Here is a 14,336-nt window from a genome sequence, read left to right as displayed (position 1 = left end):
CAGCGGAACCTCGCCGTACCCGGCTTGAGGGAGCAACCATGCGACGTCTCATCACCGGCTGAACAGATCGGCATGTCGGGCGACGAAATCCTCAATCGTCTGGGCCGGACGGCCGGTGATCTCTTCGACGGTCCGGGTGGAGCGGTCGTAGCGATTCCGCCGGTGCAGCCGGGCCATGGTGGCCAGATGCTGTTCGACGTGTGGCCCAAGCCCGGCGTGGGACAGCACACGGTCGGCCCACTCATCCGGGGGCACGTCCACGTACGAGATCGGTCTGCCCAGCGCGCGGGAGAACTCCCCGGCCACGCCGGTCATGTCCTGGGCGCGCGGGCCGGTCAACTCGTAGACCTGCCCGATGTGCGGTCCGGGGTTCGCGAGGACGGCGGTCACGACCTCCGCGACGTCGGCGGCGGCGATCGGCGAGGTACGGCCCCGCCCGAACGGGAGCTCGATGACGCCCCGGTCCGCGACGGAGCTCGCGGCCAGCGTGGTGAACAGCGGGTTTTCCAGGAAAATCGTGGGACGGATGTGCACGACCGGCAGGGCGGACCAGTCCAGCAGCTGTTCGGACAGCCAGTGCAGCCGCTGCTGGCGGGATTCCTCGGTGCTGAGGGCGTCCATCTGCGAGACCGTCATCTGGGAGATGTCGACCAGGGCTTCCAGCGGGCCGAGGGCGCGGGCCACGGTCGCCACGGTGGCGGCGGCCTCCAGGTAGGAGGGCGACACGCTCATCGCGAAGAACATCCGACGGACACCGTCGAGGCCGCGCGCCACGTCCGTGGGGCGGGTGAGATCTCCGACGACCACGTCCGCGCCGAGACCGCGCAGGGCGTCGGCACGCTCGTCGTCATGGTGGACCAGCGCGCGTACGGGGAGGCCGCGGCCGATCAGCAACCCGGTGACGGTACGGCCGACGCTTCCGACGCCTCCCCCGGCACCGGTCACAAGGATCGGACCCATTCTCTCCCCCCATATGACCTGACCAGCGTAAACGCCGTAACGTATCGATCTTGTCAGGAGGGTGCCGTGTCCGGGCGCCGATCTTTGATCAACGAGTGGTGTCGACGAGCGGGGCGAACCGTTCAGTTGGCGTCCACGCCGTACGGCCGATGACGCGGGCTCGTCTTGATCGCCCAGGCGGACTACCCCTGGTTTGCCGCCACCCGGCCGGACAGCCGCTCATAGCGCTGCCGGGCGGCCTGGGGAGTGCCAAGCCCCAACCCGAAGGCGATCTCCTGCCAGGTGAGGCCGCGGCCTCGCGCGATGAGCAGCAGGGACGCCTCCAGCTGTTCCATCTCGGCCTGCACGAGCGGAATGAGGGTGAGTGCGGCGGTGATATCCGCCTGATCGACCTCCGGCTCGCCGTCGTCCGGCTCCGCGGATCCCGCGGCGAGGAACGACACCAGCCTGACCGCCTCGTGCGGACCCAAGACCTCCGGGTGAACTTGACGATCACGCTGGTCACGCGTGGCCGCGTGCCGCTCGGCGATGCGGGCGAGGGCGGCGTACACGCGATGTGCCCGCACCTGATCGGGATTCGGCGGAGTGAAGGGATCTTCTGACATGCCCTCCAGAATGGCTAATGAACACTATGTTGTCAACCATTCGTTCAAAATATCGTGATATGTTCGTGACAATGTCGGCCCAACCACCGGCTTTGCCGCACGCTCCAACGGAGCATGAGACCGTTGACGAAGGTTGCGCTGCTGTTCATCGGAGCAACGCTGGTCGTAGGCTGCTCCTCAACCGCTCCGGCCGGATCGACGCCGAAAGCCGCGCGTGGCTCCCCGTCCGCCGTCACCCGGTCGCCCGCGGCGCCGGCCAAGACGCTCGCGTCGGTGACCGAGGTGCCGCCAGGCCTGCGAATGCTCCCCTCCTCCGGAGTCGGCCCCGCCACCTTCGCCTATGGCTGCGGCTCGGTGTCCCCCTACGACACAGGAGTGGCGTGCGGCCATTGGCGCCTGCTGACCCGTGACGGTGCCCTTTGGTACCTCCCCGAGGCGCTGGGCGACTATTGGGACGGCGTGGAAGACGACACGGCCCCCCTGGCGATCAGCCCGGACGGCCTGCGCGTCGCCTACTTCCAGGCCCATGACGGGCAGCTGGTCGTGCGCGAGCTGGCGAGCGGCGCGATCACCCCGATGCGGTACACCCCCACCTGGGACGCGGGGAGAAACTACCCCACCGAACTGAAGTTCCTGGGTGCCGGATGGCTGCTGGTCTCCGACGTCGTGCTCGCGGAGGTGGACGAGAAAGGCGAGCAGCGCGGGCACCACAAGGTGAAGGAGATGATCGCCAAGGTCACGACCGGAGAGATCCGCGAGGCCCCGGAGGGAGTGATCGGCGTGGACGAGACCGGCACCCGGTTCACCACGGAGACAGCGACGGACACCGGGGTCCGCCTCCAGACCACGGGCGGCCCCGCACACCACATCGTCGTCCGGCAGCTCAACAATGAGCTCACCCTCGAAGGGTTCATCGCCAAGGACGGCCTCGCCTTCGACCTCGCCCCCAGAGGCTTCGCCGTGTGCGGCGACGGTGACATCAGACCGGACAAACTGGTCACCGTGGATCTCCGTACCGGGAAGAACCGCTCGGTGGTCACCCCCAAGCTGCCGAAAGACGTCGGACGGGGATGGGGGATCGGCTGGCTGAACCCCCGGGAGGTGCTCGTGGGCGTCATCCGCAACCAGCCGGGCGATGACACGATCGAGGAGACCTATGCGCTGGACATCCTGACCGGCGACGCTCGGCGGACCGGCCGAATTGACCGGGAGCGGCTGCAGGCTCGCGACCCGGGGCTGATCCCGGACGGGGAGGAGGCTGTCGGCGGCTACCTCGAGACTTCGCCGGACCGGGCCGCGCGGAAGAAGACCGTCCCGCTCAAGCGCGGGAGCTGCGGCTGAAGGTCGCGGGACCCTGGACGCCGACATGGGTTCGCCACCGACGACGGCACCGGAGTCGATGGTCACTCACATCCGAGATATCCCGAAAGATCAGAAACAACCTGAAAACTCTGGTATCTCATGAAACATGGGATTACGTATAGCTCTAGCAATACTTCTCCTGACAGCGCCGATACCGATGGGACAGTCGGCGGCGGCTTCCACGTCTTCCGCACCGGACACGATCGCGTACGCGCAGGCGACGCAGACCTGGAAACTGGTGCTGGCCAACGGAGACGTGGTGGAGGTACCGGAGGCACTCACCGAGGCGCCCGACGACGTCGTCAACGCCGGTGAGCGGGCCCCGTTCCTGGTCAGCGGGGACGGGCGGCACTTCTTCTATTTCAGGAAATCGGATGGGTTGTTCGTCGAGCGGACGGTGAACGGCAAGGAGAGGGTGGTTTCCCCGAAACTCACGGCGGCCTCGATCGACGAGGAGTGGCCGGTGGTGTCGGACGACGGAAGCTACGTGGTCACGACAACCTCGGCTCCGGGGGTGGGAATCTTCGCGGACCTGCGGAAGGGCACGGTGCTGCCACCCCCCGGAAAGACGGACGCCTGGAGTTTCCTGGGGTTCAGCCCGGACGGCAAGCGGATGCTGCTGGCCGGGGAACACCGGCTGACGGCGTTCGACCGAGGGCTGCGCACCCGGACGCGCGTGAAGACGCGGCTCTCGCCGACGGCGCTGGCGAACGACCACATCACCGCGGCGGTACCGGTCGGCACCTGGGGTAAGTACCGCAAGCTGCGCCTGCTCAATCTGCGTACCAACCGCGCGAGCGGCCCGGTGACCGTCCGGCTGCCCCGCGGGCAGTACATCGACGACCTCGACTTCGACCAGGCGGGACGTGTGATCGTCCGATCGAAGACCAAGACGGGGGTGGAGGTCTACCGGATCTCCAAGGCCACCGGCAAGGCGACGCTGCTCCGGAAGATCGACCGGCCCGATGCCGACGTCTGGGTGCTTCCGGGGGACAACTCACACGAAGCATGGACGGAACGGAAGGGTGGAGCGTCGTAGCGGTGAGGTGACGGCGTGGCGGTGACCGGCCTCGGCCACCCGCCTCGCTCGAATCCCGGATGACATCGACCGCAGGCCGCCGGGGCGTCCCGACGGCCTGCCACACCGGGCTAAAGACAGGTCAGGCGGCCTGCGCTGCCGCCGTACGCGCCGCCATCCGCCGCTCGAACCAGATCGAGGTGAACGGCGGCACCGCGCACAGCAGACCGAGGATCACCGCGCCCCGGCTCCAGCCGGCCTCCCGCGCCGAGAGCACCACCCCGACCGCGTACAGCACGAACAGCGCCCCGTGGATCGGCCCGAACACCTTCACCCCGAGTTCCCCGGACTCGGTCACGTACTTGAAGAACATCCCGACCAGCAAGCCCGCCCACGAACACGCTTCGGCCACCGCGACGACCCGAAACCAGCGCAGCACACTCCACCCCTTCACCCGACGGTCCGCACACTCTACAGGCCGTAGAGGAAAGCTTGGGAAGCGGGTCGTCCGGCGGGTGTCGATGATGCCGTGGGGTGCACCGCCGCCGATACGGCGAATCGTCCTGTCGAATCAACCGATATCGTATGATCTCAAAGGTAAGCCCATGCGGTGAAAGTAGCCCGCCTCATCAGCTCATTGATTCCCGGAGGCGGAATTCGTAAGCGGCGGAAGCGCGACAGGTGATGGAGAAGCGCGCTTGCCGTTATCGATTCGCTACCCGACCTTTCGCTTCTGCGGCGCTCCTACCCGGATGACGAAAGGGAATATTCCGTGGAACTCAAAACGGTGCCACTGCGGAGAATCGCCGCGCTGGCCTTGGCCACCGTCACCGCAGGCACTCTGATCGCCACCCCGGCGGCGGCGTCCACCGCCGAGGCCGGTACCAAGTCCCTCCACTTCCGCAAGGGCCTCACGCTGACGGTTCCCAAGTCCTGGAAGGCGTACAACCTCGGGCACGACCAGGTCCAAATCGTAACCGGCTCCTGCACCCGTACCGGATACGACGAGTCGGGTTGCGACAGCTTCTGGGTTATGGGCCCCAAACAGATCCAGATAGGTAACGAGCTTCTTGCGCCCTACACCCCCGACGAAGCCTTCTACACGTCTACCGGGGTCGTGTCCTGCCCCTTCGACAAGAACTCATCGTTCGGCGGTTCGTTTGAACTCGCAGGCAAGGGGCTGCGCCAAATCGGCCCCGGGCATAAGGCGCACTACCGCAACTGGAAAACCCAGTGCGACAGCGGCAAGGTCAAGCGCTTCTACCAGCGCGAGTGGTACCTGCCGAAGTCGCAAATCCTAATCCTCGACCAGTGGAACACACCGGGCCTGCCCACGATCCTCCGAAACGCGACCTGGAACTGAAAATCCACTGATCGCCTGCCTCCTCGATCAGCAGCCCGATGATCCTCCCCTCCTGATGCCGTCCTCGGCACGGGACACGGTGACGGGCTTCGCGGAGGGTGAGCCGCCGAACGGGGGCGGCGGCCAGGCGTGAAGGATCTCGAGTGCGAGGTCGGTGAGTTCCTGCGTCAGGTCGGCTCGGGTATGGGCCAAGGGCAGGCGGACCAGGTCGTTGATCACGGTGAGCGCGCAGTGGACCACGGCCAGGGCCTCCGGTTCCGAGAGCGCCGGCCGGCCCTGGCGGAGCAGGCGGGTCCACTCGGCCACGTACTGGCGTTGCCGCCGCCGGTTGGCCTGCCGTTCCTCGGCGGGAAGGTGGGTCACCTCGCTGATCAACACGCCGATGAGGTCGGGATGGTGGGTGGCGAAGTCGACGTAGAAGGTCACCACCTCCGCCAAGGCGTGCGGCGGATCGGCCGAGCGGGACAGCGCGCGGTCGAGGGCGAGCTTGAGGGCCTCGTCGCCTCGGTTGAGCGCGGCGGTGAGGATCTCGGTCTTGCTGGCGAAGTGCTTGTAGAGCGTGGGACCGGTCACGCCGACGGCCGCGCCGATGTCGTCGTTGGAGACACCGGCGAAGCCGTACCGGCTGAACAGCCGGGTGGCGGCGGCCAGAAGGGCCTCGCGGGTGGAGGCCCGTCTGGGCTGGGACAGTGCCGGCCTCGGGGAGGAGACCGTCGCGATCAACGACTCGCTGCCGGCCACGCGGGCCACCATGGCCCGGAGCAACACCGGGTAGTTCTCGGGGGTGGCGTGGTGGTGCGCCGGACTGCCGACGACGGCGGTGATCGCCCAGGCCAGCAGGCGCGCGTCGTCCTCGCCGAGATCGGGCCGGCGGCCGCGCAACAGCTCCGCGGTGCGTTCGGCGTTATGCCGCAGGCGCCGCCGGAACTCCGCCCGTTCGGGTTCGTTGAGGTTGCGTACCTCCCGCTGCCACAGGGCGCCGAAGTCGCGGCCGTCCAATCCCACCGTGACCATGGCGTCGAGCCAGGTGTCGAGGTCGTCGCTCCGTACGGCCTCGAACGCGGCCATTCCGCTGTCTATCGCATGCCACAGCAGGTCGTGCTTGCCGCGGAAGTGCCGGTAGAGCGCGGGGCCGGAGATTCCCAGGGCCGCGGCGATCTCGTCCACGCCCACCCCGTGATAGCCGCGGTCGTGGAAGAGTGTCGCCGCGGTGCGCAGGATCTGCGCGCGGCGGTCCTTGGGCCGGGATTTGCCCTTTGCCGTGCCCCTCATCCCGCCAATGTTAGGGATGGTGTCACTGGACCGTGCGATCCTTTTCCTCCCAGTACGGCTTGCGCAGCTCGCGCTTGAGGATCTTCCCGGCTGCCGACAGCGGGAAGTCTTCGACGAATTCGCAGCTGCGTGGCGCCTTGTAGCCGGCGATGAGGCTCTTGCAGTGGTCTCGGATCTCGGCGAGCGTGGCGGTCGCGCCCGGCTTGAGCTTGATCACGGCGTGGACGCGTTCGCCGTACACGGCGTCGGGGATCCCGATCACGGCGCACAGGGCGACGGCGGGGTGAGCGGCCAGGGCGTTCTCGACTTCGGCGGAGTAGACGTTCTCGCCACCGCTGATGATCATGTCTTTGATCCGGTCGACGATGTGGAGGTAGCCGTCCTCGTCCAGGTAGCCGCCGTCGCCGGTGTGCATCCACCCGCCGCGCAGCGCCTCCGCGGTCTCCGCCGGCTTGTTCCAGTACCCGAGCATGACGTGCCCGCCGCGGACGACCACCTCGCCCACCCGACCCGGGGGAAGGACCTGGTCGTCGGGGCCGACGACGGCCACTTCGGCGTGCATGGCCGCCCGGCCCGCCGACCGCAGCCGGGTGCCCTCCCGGTGGTCCTCGGACGTGAGCAGGGTGGCGGCGGGCGCGAGCTCGGTCATGCCGTACGCCTGGACGAACTCCGCCCGCGGAAACGTCCGCATCGCCTGGCGCAGCAGGGTCTCGCTGATCGGGGACGCGCCGTAGACCACGTGGCGCACGCAGGACAGATCGTGTTCCGCGGCCGACGGGTGATCGACGAGCATCTGGATCATGGTGGGTACCAGCATCACGTAGCTCACCCGGTGCCGGGCGATCGTCTCGATGACCGTGCCGGGTTCGAAGAACGGGACGATCACATGCGTGCCGCCGAGGACGAGCTGGGTGTACCAGGCGGCGAACGCGGCCATATGGAACATGGGCGCGACCAGCAGCGACTTGCCTCCCGGCAGCCCGGTCGGCGCGGTGGCGCGGGAACCGTACGTGGCGACGAACAGGTTCGCGTGACTGATCATGGCCCCTTTGGGGAAGCCCGTGGTGCCCCCCGTGTAGAAGATGCCGAGGAGCGAATCGCCGCCGCGCCGTACATCCGGGATCGGCTCGTGGGCCGCGATGAGCTCCTCGTAGTCGAGCATGCCCTCGGGGAGGGGTCCGTCCCCGATGTGGACGACCTTCCGCAGCGCGGGATACCCCTGCCTGAGTACGGGCGCGTACGCGGCGAAGGCGTCGTCCACGAACAGGATGTCGGTCTGGCACTCCGCCAGCGAGTAGACGATCTCCGCCGGACTCCAGCGGATGTTGACCGGATTGACCACGCCGCCGGTCCAGGGGACCGCCAGGAGGATCTCGGCGAAACGGTCGGAGTTGAGGGCGAGCACCCCGACGCGCTCGCCGTCGGCGACGTCCATCGCCCGCAGCGCCGCCGCGAGGCGGGACACCCGGTCGGCGAGTTCGCGGACGGTCCGCACGCGATCCCCGAAGATCGTGGCCGGCGCGTCCGGATTCTGCTGCAGGGAACGGTGCAGACCCTGGGTCAGGTACATGAACCCCTCCTAGAGGGATCGTGCGATGAGCTCTTTCATGATTTCGTTCGTGCCGCCGTAGATCTTCTGGGCCCGCGCGTCCTCGTACATCCGGGCGATCGGGTACTCCCGCATGTAGCCGTATCCGCCGAACAGCTGGAGGCAGCGGTCGACGACCTGGCACTGCACGTCGGTCAGCCACCACTTGGCCATGGAGGCGGTCGCCGAGTCGAGCTCGCCGCGCAGGTGCCGTTCGGCACACGAGTCGACGAACACCCGGCCCGCGTGGACCAGCGTGGCGCACTCGGCGAGCTCGAAGCGGGTGTTCTGCTTGGCGATCAGCGGTTCGCCGAAGACCCGGCGCTGCTTGACGTAGGCGACCGTCTGGGCCAGCGCCTCCTCCGCGGCGGTCACCGCCATGATCCCGATGATCAGTCGCTCCTGCGGGAGCTGCCGCATGAGCTGGGCGAACCCTTGCCCCTCGACCCCGCCGAGCAGGGCACCGGACGGCACCCTGACCTCGTCGAAGAACAGTTCGGCGGTGTCGCCGGTGTGCTGTCCGATCTTCTCCAGGACCCGGCCCCGCCTGAACCCCGGTGTACCGGCGTCGACGAGGAACAGGGAGATGCCGCGGGCACGGCTCGGCGGGTCGGTGGCGGCGACGACGAGCACCAGATCGCAGCCGCCGCCGTTGGTGATGAAGGTCTTGGCCCCACTGATCACATAGTCGTCGCCGTCGCGCACCGCGCGAGTCGTGATCGACTGCAGGTCCGAACCGGCGCCGGGCTCACTCATGGCGATGGCCGCCACCGCCTCCCCCGACGCCATTCCGGGCAGCCATCGTCGTTTCTGATCCTCGGTGCCGAAGGAGGTGAGGTAGTGGGCGACGATCCCGCTGTGAACGGGGTTGCCGAATCCGAGTTCCAGGATCCGCGCCTGCTCCTGCAGGATGATCAGGTCGTGGGCGAAGACTCCCCCGCCCCCGCCGTACACCTCGGGAACGCCCGCGCACAGCAGTCCGATCTCGCCCGCCTGGGTCCAGAAGGCGCGGTCGACACGCCGCTCGGCCTCCCACCTCCGCTGCCGGGGAACCGCCTCCGCAACGAAGAACCGCCTGGCGGTGTCACCGAGGAGAGCGACGTCGTCGGTGATCCACGAGGAGGTGTAGGTCATGTCTCCTCCGTCTCGTCAAGCCAGTCCATGGTCGGAACGATCGGCATTTGTCCACGATCGAACGGCGGATCCGCGTCCTCGTCGGCCATCGGGCTCAGGCACATCGAACCTCCCTTAGAGGGACAGGCCACCGCCGCAGAGCAGAACCTGGCCGCTGATGTAGTCGGATTCCGGCACGCAGAGCAGGTAGACCGCTCCGGCCGCCTCGGCCGCCGTACCCGCCCTGCCCAGGGGGATCGCGGACTGAGCGGCGTCGAGGAACGCGGTGCCGATCCCCACCTTGATCTCGCGCCCCTCGACCCGGATGGTGTCCTCCCCGGACACCGCCACCGTGAGCCGCGTCTCGATGAGCCCGAACGCCACCGCGTTGACGTTGACCTTGTACCGCCCCCACTCCTTGCTCAGCGCCTTGGTGAGCCCGATGACCGCGGCCTTGGCACTGGAGTAGTTCGCCTGGCCGGGATGCCCGCCGAGACCGGAGGCCGAGGAGATGTTCACCACTTTGCGGTGATAGTCGGTTGGATTGGCCTTGATGAACGGATGGGCGGCCCGCAGAATCCGGAACGGCGCCTTGACGTGGACGTCCTGCATGGCGTCCCACTGCTCGTCGCTCATCTTCTGGACGACGTTGTCCCAGGTGTAGCCGGCGTTGTTGACGATGATGTCCAGCCCGCCGAAACGCTTCACCGCCTCCGCCGTGATCCGGCCGGCGAAGTCCTCCGCGGTGACGCTGCCGACGCAGACGGACGCTTCGCCGCCGGAGCCGCGAATGACCTCCGCCGTCTCCTCGGCGGGCTCCTCGTCCAGGTCGTTGACCACGACCCGGGCACCTTCGGAGGCCAGCTTCAGGGCGATCGCCCGCCCGATGCCGCGGCCGCCACCGGTGATGATCGCCACTCTTCCGTCGAGTTTCACAACTCCCCCTCGATGATCGCTTGCCCGGTGAGGGTCTGCGTGCCCTCCTCCGTCGTCACCGTCAGGTCGAGATAGGTGAGGCCGTTCTCGACTTTCGTGACGACCGCGGTGCAGACGGGCTTGGCGTGCACCGGTGTGACGGCGGTGAATCGGACGGCGTACGTACGGATCCGTCCCTGGTCGACCAAGTCGGTGAGCAGGCGACCCAGATAGGCCATGGAGAGCATGCCGTGCGCGAACACGTCCGGCAGGCCTGCCGACCGGGCCACGTCCAAGTCGATGTGCATCGGGTTGTGGTCCCCGGACGCACCGGCGTACAAGGCCAGCGTGGTGCGGGTGATCGTCGGGATCTCCAGTTTCATCGCGTCACCACGATGGTGGAGGTGAGATCGGCGATCGGAGCGCCCGCCCGGGTCACATGCGTGCTGCGGACCAGGAAGCCGAGCGCTCCGCCCTTCTTCTCGTAGGCGTCCGTGATCCTGGTGTCGAAGATCAGCGTGTCGCCCGCGAACGCCATGGCGTGATAGTCGAAACGCTGCTCCCCGTGAAGCACTTTGCGGAGGTCTATGCCAAGGTGCTGGAGATAGCCGAACCGATCTCCAGGCCGGGCCATCTCCAGGCAGAACAGGAACGCGGGAGGCACCGGCAGATCGGGGTAACCGGCTTCGGCCGCGGCGTCGACGTCGGTGAAACGCGGCGCCTCCTCCCCGATGACTTCGGCGTAGAAACGGAGCCTGCCCCGCTCGACCTCGACCGTGTGGCGCGGGAACGTCATCCCGATCGCGACCGCGAGGTTCACGACGCCTTCTCGTAGAGGGTGACCACGCAGGCCCCGCCGAGGCCGACGTTGTGCTGGAGGCCGAGACGCGCGTCCTCGACCTGGCGGGCCGCCGCCTCGCCGCGCAGTTGCCAGGTGATCTCCGCGCACTGGGCCAGCCCGGTCGCGCCCAGCGGGTGCCCCTTGGACAACAGACCGCCTGAGGGGTTGGTGACGACCCGGCCCCCGTACGTGTTGTCACCGTCGATCACGAACCGTTCCGCGGTGCCTTCCGGAGTCAGGCCCAGGGCCTCATACGTGATCAGCTCGTTGGTGGTGAAGCAGTCGTGCAGTTCCACCACGTCGAGGTCCTCGGCACCGACTCCCGAGGCTTCGTACACCTGCCTGGCCGCTTCGCGGGCCATGTCGTAACCGACGACCCGCATCATGTCGCCCGAGGTGAAGCTGCTCGCCGTGTCGGTGGTCAGCGCCTGGGCCCGGATGACCACGTCGGTCCGCAGCCCGTGCCTGCGCGCGAACTCCTCGCCGCAGAGCACGGCCGCCGCGGCCCCGCGGGTGGGAGGGCAGCACTGCAGCCTGGTCAGGGGGCCGAACACGTGCGGTGAGGCGAGCACCTCCTCCTCGGTCACGGGTGTCCGGAAGACGGCGCACGGGTTGTTCGCGGCGTGCCGGCGCGCCTTCACCGCGATCTTCGCGAACGTCTCCGGGGCCGTGCCGTACTTCGCCGTGTGGGCGGCGCCGCCACCGCCGAAGAACTGCGCGGCGAGGGGCGCGTCCGACGGTTCCTGGACCAGGGACATGGCCGCGGAGTGCCGGTCGAACACCAGCGGCCGGTCGTTCCACACGTTCTGGAGCGCCCCGGGGTTCATCTGCTCGAAGCCCACGGCCACGACGCATTCGGCCGCGCCGTACTCCACCGCCTGACGGGCCAGCCACAGGGCCGACGAGCCGGTGGAGCAGTTGTTGTTGACGTTGACGACGGGGATCCCGGTGAGTCCCGCCCCGTAGACGACCTTCTGACCACTGGTCGAGTCGCCGTAGACGTAGCCGGCGTAGGCCTGCTGGATGAGGTCGTACCCGACCGCGGCGTCCTTGAGCGCCTCGTGCAGCGCGCGCTCTCCCATGACGTCATAGGTCTGGCCGGCGCTGGGCTTTGTGAACGGGATCATCCCGACGCCCGCGACGTACACCCGACGTTCCACCGCTTCTCCCTTCTTCCCGGCTCTTGGTGACCGCAGCCGAGCCACACAATCGGGAGGTTATTCGCAGTTAACTTCTTGATGCAAGACCTTGCACAAGATATGTTTCTGCTTGAATGTGGGTTGTTTGTCGTTAACATCGGATCGAAAGGCACGTGGACGGATGCGGATAGGGTTGTTGCTCGACGCGCCCATGAGGCCGGAGGCGATCGACGAGCTGCGCGAAAAGCTGATCCGCGCCTCGCAGGAGGGCTTCGCCTCCGTCTGGATGCCGCACATCTTCGGGCTGGACGCTCTGACGGCACTGGCCGTGACGGGACCGGACGCCCCGGACATCGAGCTCGGCACCGCGGTGGTCCCGAGTTATCCCCGACACCCCGCGGCCCTCGCGCAGCAGGCGCTGACCGTCGACGCGGTGGTCGGCGGGCGGCTCACCCTCGGGGTCGGGCTGTCCCACCGGTTCATCACCGAGGGCATGTACGGCTACAGCTACGACAAGCCGATCCGGCACATGCGCGAATACCTGTCCGTTCTCATCCCGCTCCTCCGTGGCGGGCAGGTCGACTTCGACGGTGAGACGGTCAGCGCCCACATGCGGCTGACCACACCCAGCAAGGGGGCGATGCAGGTCCTCATCGCGGCCCTCGCCCCGCAGATGCTGAAACTGGCCGGCCGGGTGGCCGACGGGACCATCCTGTGGATGACCGGCCCCGGAACGGTCGCGAACCACGCGATCCCCACGATCACCGCGGCGGCCGAGGGCCGCCCCCACCCGCGGATCGTCTGCGCCCTCCCCGTCTGCGTCACCGACGACGTGGCGGCGGCACGGGCCCGGGCCGGCCAGGTCTACCGGGCGTACACCGACGTGCCGTCCTATCGGGCGATGCTCGACCGGGAAGGCGCGGCCGGCCCCGCCGACGTCGCCCTGGTCGGCGACGAGAAGACCGTCGCCGACCAGCTAGGGCTCCTGTCCGACGCCGGGGTGACGGACTTCGTCGCCTCCGAGTTCGCCTCCGGTACGGACGCCGTCCGCACCAGGGAATTCCTGCGCAGCCTGCTCTGACCGCGCGCAGGCCCGCGTTCGAGGTCCACGCGCCCGCCCCTCGGGTCACGACGTCACGCTCGTGCCCCGGCTACACGAGTGTGCGGCGCAGCCCGTACCGAACCTCTGACGAAACGCTGCAAGCCGCCTGGGCGAGTCGGTCTGCGTCAATTGAGGGCCGCCTGGGTGCCGCCCGTCGATCACGCGCAGGTCGGCGAGCGCAATCCGGTCGCCGTGCGGGGAAGGATTCCGTCAGGATCATGGACATGAGACTCCGGCACCCCCTCCGTTGCGCCAGGTGGCCGTGTCGGCGTCAAGTCCCACTCCCGTGAAGTGGGCGAAAGCCTGCGAGATCGACTCCAGGTAGCCGTCCGCACTGTGGAGGCACAGGGGTATCGGGTGGTCGCCTGACCGTGCATGGAGTACACGGGGAGCCACAACACACTCAGCCGGATCCTGAGCCGACCTCCTCGGCGGCGGCCGAGAGAGCGGCGCCCGGCATGACCAGGCGGCTCGACTGAAGAAGTCACGGCCGGCCGTCGTCGGACTGGAAGCGGTGGACCTCGGCGGCGGTGCTGCGTTCGGCCGCGGCCAGGAAACGGAGCAGAACGCGGAGTTCCTCGTCGGCGAACCCACCGAGGTCGTCCCGGGTGCGGGAGATCAGCCCGGCGTAGGCGTTGCCGACCCGCTCCAGACCCTCCTGGGTCGGCTCGATGAGGACGCGCCTGCGGTCGCCGGGGTCGGGTATCCGGCGGACGCAGCCGGCGTCGACCAGCCGGTCGATCATGCGTGAGGCCGATCCTGTGGTGAGGTTCACCCGCTTGGCCAGCTCCCCCGGCGTCGCCGGGCCGTACTGTCCCAGCACGTGCAGGCATTGCACGTCGGTGTCGGTGACGCCGAGCCGGGTGGCGACGACGCCGTTGAGCTGCACGACGCGGATCGCCCAGCTCGGCACCGCGGCCCCGATGAGCTCGCCGAGCAGCCTTTCCCGCTCCTGATCCGCGTTCGCCACGACGCCACCCCATCTCAATCGCTGCGCTGCGCAGCAAGTTTTGGTGTATATTCACTGCGTTACGCATTTAATGCGTAACGCAGCAATA

At 68.1% G+C, this 14,336-nt stretch carries 15 protein-coding genes; 4 read left to right on the top strand and 11 right to left on the bottom strand.

Annotated features, from left to right (window positions below):
* Positions 1–51: 51 nt before the first annotated feature.
* Positions 52–960, bottom strand: a complete 909-nt coding sequence (locus RUR_RS12145; RefSeq protein WP_283135097.1) for an NAD(P)H-binding protein — start codon at positions 958–960, stop codon at positions 52–54.
* Positions 961–1,142: 182 nt separating this feature from the next.
* The gene (locus RUR_RS12140; RefSeq protein WP_283135096.1) at positions 1,143–1,565 is read right to left on the bottom strand and encodes a DNA-binding protein; all 423 of its coding nucleotides are present in this window, start codon (positions 1,563–1,565) and stop codon (positions 1,143–1,145) included.
* A gap of 114 nt (positions 1,566–1,679) precedes the next feature.
* On the opposite strand from RUR_RS12140, the gene RUR_RS12135 reads away from it, so the two are divergent.
* Positions 1,680–2,906, top strand: coding sequence for a hypothetical protein (locus RUR_RS12135; protein WP_283135095.1), 1,227 nt, complete (start codon positions 1,680–1,682; stop codon positions 2,904–2,906).
* 178 nt (positions 2,907–3,084) lie between these two features.
* A complete protein-coding gene (locus RUR_RS12130; protein ID WP_283135094.1) occupies positions 3,085–3,966 on the top strand; it encodes a hypothetical protein in 882 nt (293 codons plus the stop codon).
* Between the two features lie 121 nt (positions 3,967–4,087).
* Here the strand turns inward: RUR_RS12130 and RUR_RS12125 are convergent, their stop codons facing one another.
* Complete coding sequence (locus RUR_RS12125; protein WP_283135093.1) at positions 4,088–4,384, bottom strand: DUF3817 domain-containing protein; 297 nt, start codon at positions 4,382–4,384, stop codon at positions 4,088–4,090.
* 333 nt (positions 4,385–4,717) lie between these two features.
* Between RUR_RS12125 and RUR_RS12120 the strand changes: the two genes are divergently transcribed.
* Positions 4,718–5,308: a hypothetical protein gene (locus RUR_RS12120; protein ID WP_283135092.1), complete on the top strand. Its 591-nt coding sequence runs from the start codon at positions 4,718–4,720 to the stop codon at positions 5,306–5,308.
* 27 nt (positions 5,309–5,335) lie between these two features.
* On the opposite strand, the gene RUR_RS12115 is transcribed toward RUR_RS12120, so the two are convergent.
* The 7 genes from RUR_RS12115 to RUR_RS12085 all read right to left on the bottom strand — a co-directional run bounded on the left by RUR_RS12115 (position 5,336) and on the right by RUR_RS12085 (position 12,197).
* Entirely contained in the window at positions 5,336–6,580 is a 1,245-nt protein-coding gene (locus RUR_RS12115; RefSeq protein WP_283135091.1) for a TetR/AcrR family transcriptional regulator, read from the bottom strand.
* Positions 6,581–6,602: 22 nt separating this feature from the next.
* Positions 6,603–8,150 carry a long-chain-fatty-acid--CoA ligase gene (locus RUR_RS12110; protein ID WP_283135090.1) on the bottom strand — a complete coding sequence of 516 codons (1,548 nt, stop codon included), beginning with the start codon at positions 8,148–8,150 and terminating at the stop codon, positions 6,603–6,605.
* A 9-nt stretch (positions 8,151–8,159) separates the two neighbouring features.
* Positions 8,160–9,302: an acyl-CoA dehydrogenase family protein gene (locus RUR_RS12105; protein WP_283135089.1), complete on the bottom strand. Its 1,143-nt coding sequence runs from the start codon at positions 9,300–9,302 to the stop codon at positions 8,160–8,162.
* A 114-nt stretch (positions 9,303–9,416) separates the two neighbouring features.
* Positions 9,417–10,217: an SDR family NAD(P)-dependent oxidoreductase gene (locus RUR_RS12100; protein ID WP_283135088.1), complete on the bottom strand. Its 801-nt coding sequence runs from the start codon at positions 10,215–10,217 to the stop codon at positions 9,417–9,419.
* On the bottom strand, positions 10,214–10,579 hold the full coding sequence (locus tag RUR_RS12095) for a MaoC/PaaZ C-terminal domain-containing protein (RefSeq protein ID WP_283135087.1): 366 nt from the start codon (positions 10,577–10,579) through the stop codon (positions 10,214–10,216). The genes RUR_RS12100 and RUR_RS12095 overlap by 4 nt, the downstream gene beginning before the upstream one ends.
* A complete protein-coding gene (locus RUR_RS12090) occupies positions 10,576–11,016 on the bottom strand; it encodes a MaoC family dehydratase N-terminal domain-containing protein (RefSeq protein ID WP_283135086.1) in 441 nt (146 codons plus the stop codon). The genes RUR_RS12095 and RUR_RS12090 overlap by 4 nt, the downstream gene beginning before the upstream one ends.
* Positions 11,013–12,197: a lipid-transfer protein gene (locus RUR_RS12085; RefSeq protein WP_283135085.1), complete on the bottom strand. Its 1,185-nt coding sequence runs from the start codon at positions 12,195–12,197 to the stop codon at positions 11,013–11,015. The genes RUR_RS12090 and RUR_RS12085 overlap by 4 nt, the downstream gene beginning before the upstream one ends.
* A 160-nt stretch (positions 12,198–12,357) precedes the next feature.
* On the opposite strand from RUR_RS12085, the gene RUR_RS12080 reads away from it, so the two are divergent.
* On the top strand, positions 12,358–13,257 hold the full coding sequence (locus RUR_RS12080) for a TIGR03564 family F420-dependent LLM class oxidoreductase (RefSeq protein ID WP_283135084.1): 900 nt from the start codon (positions 12,358–12,360) through the stop codon (positions 13,255–13,257).
* A gap of 505 nt (positions 13,258–13,762) precedes the next feature.
* Here RUR_RS12080 and RUR_RS12075 read toward each other — a convergent pair.
* A complete protein-coding gene (locus RUR_RS12075; RefSeq protein WP_283135083.1) occupies positions 13,763–14,248 on the bottom strand; it encodes a MarR family winged helix-turn-helix transcriptional regulator in 486 nt (161 codons plus the stop codon).
* Positions 14,249–14,336 lie beyond the last annotated feature (88 nt).

It is taken from the genome of Rhizohabitans arisaemae (assembly GCF_025996515.1).
Taxonomy (GTDB): Bacteria; Actinomycetota; Actinomycetes; order Streptosporangiales; family Streptosporangiaceae; genus Rhizohabitans; species Rhizohabitans arisaemae.
Note: the sequence above shows the minus strand (reverse complement) of the source record. Positions and strands in the feature narration are given on the sequence as shown.

What these genes read in the sequence shown, in the direction of transcription:
- RUR_RS12145 (WP_283135097.1), bottom strand. Translation starts at nt 960, where the DNA reads ATGGGTCCGATCCTTGTGACCGGTGCCGGGGGAGGCGTCGGAAGCGTC.
- RUR_RS12140 (WP_283135096.1), bottom strand. Translation starts at nt 1,565, where the DNA reads ATGTCAGAAGATCCCTTCACTCCGCCGAATCCCGATCAGGTGCGGGCA.
- RUR_RS12135 (WP_283135095.1), top strand. Translation starts at nt 1,680, where the DNA reads ATGAGACCGTTGACGAAGGTTGCGCTGCTGTTCATCGGAGCAACGCTG.
- RUR_RS12130 (WP_283135094.1), top strand. Translation starts at nt 3,085, where the DNA reads ATGGGACAGTCGGCGGCGGCTTCCACGTCTTCCGCACCGGACACGATC.
- RUR_RS12115 (WP_283135091.1), bottom strand. Translation starts at nt 6,580, where the DNA reads ATGAGGGGCACGGCAAAGGGCAAATCCCGGCCCAAGGACCGCCGCGCG.
- RUR_RS12110 (WP_283135090.1), bottom strand. Translation starts at nt 8,150, where the DNA reads ATGTACCTGACCCAGGGTCTGCACCGTTCCCTGCAGCAGAATCCGGAC.
- RUR_RS12105 (WP_283135089.1), bottom strand. Translation starts at nt 9,302, where the DNA reads ATGACCTACACCTCCTCGTGGATCACCGACGACGTCGCTCTCCTCGGT.
- RUR_RS12095 (WP_283135087.1), bottom strand. Translation starts at nt 10,579, where the DNA reads ATGAAACTGGAGATCCCGACGATCACCCGCACCACGCTGGCCTTGTAC.
- RUR_RS12080 (WP_283135084.1), top strand. Translation starts at nt 12,358, where the DNA reads ATGCGGATAGGGTTGTTGCTCGACGCGCCCATGAGGCCGGAGGCGATC.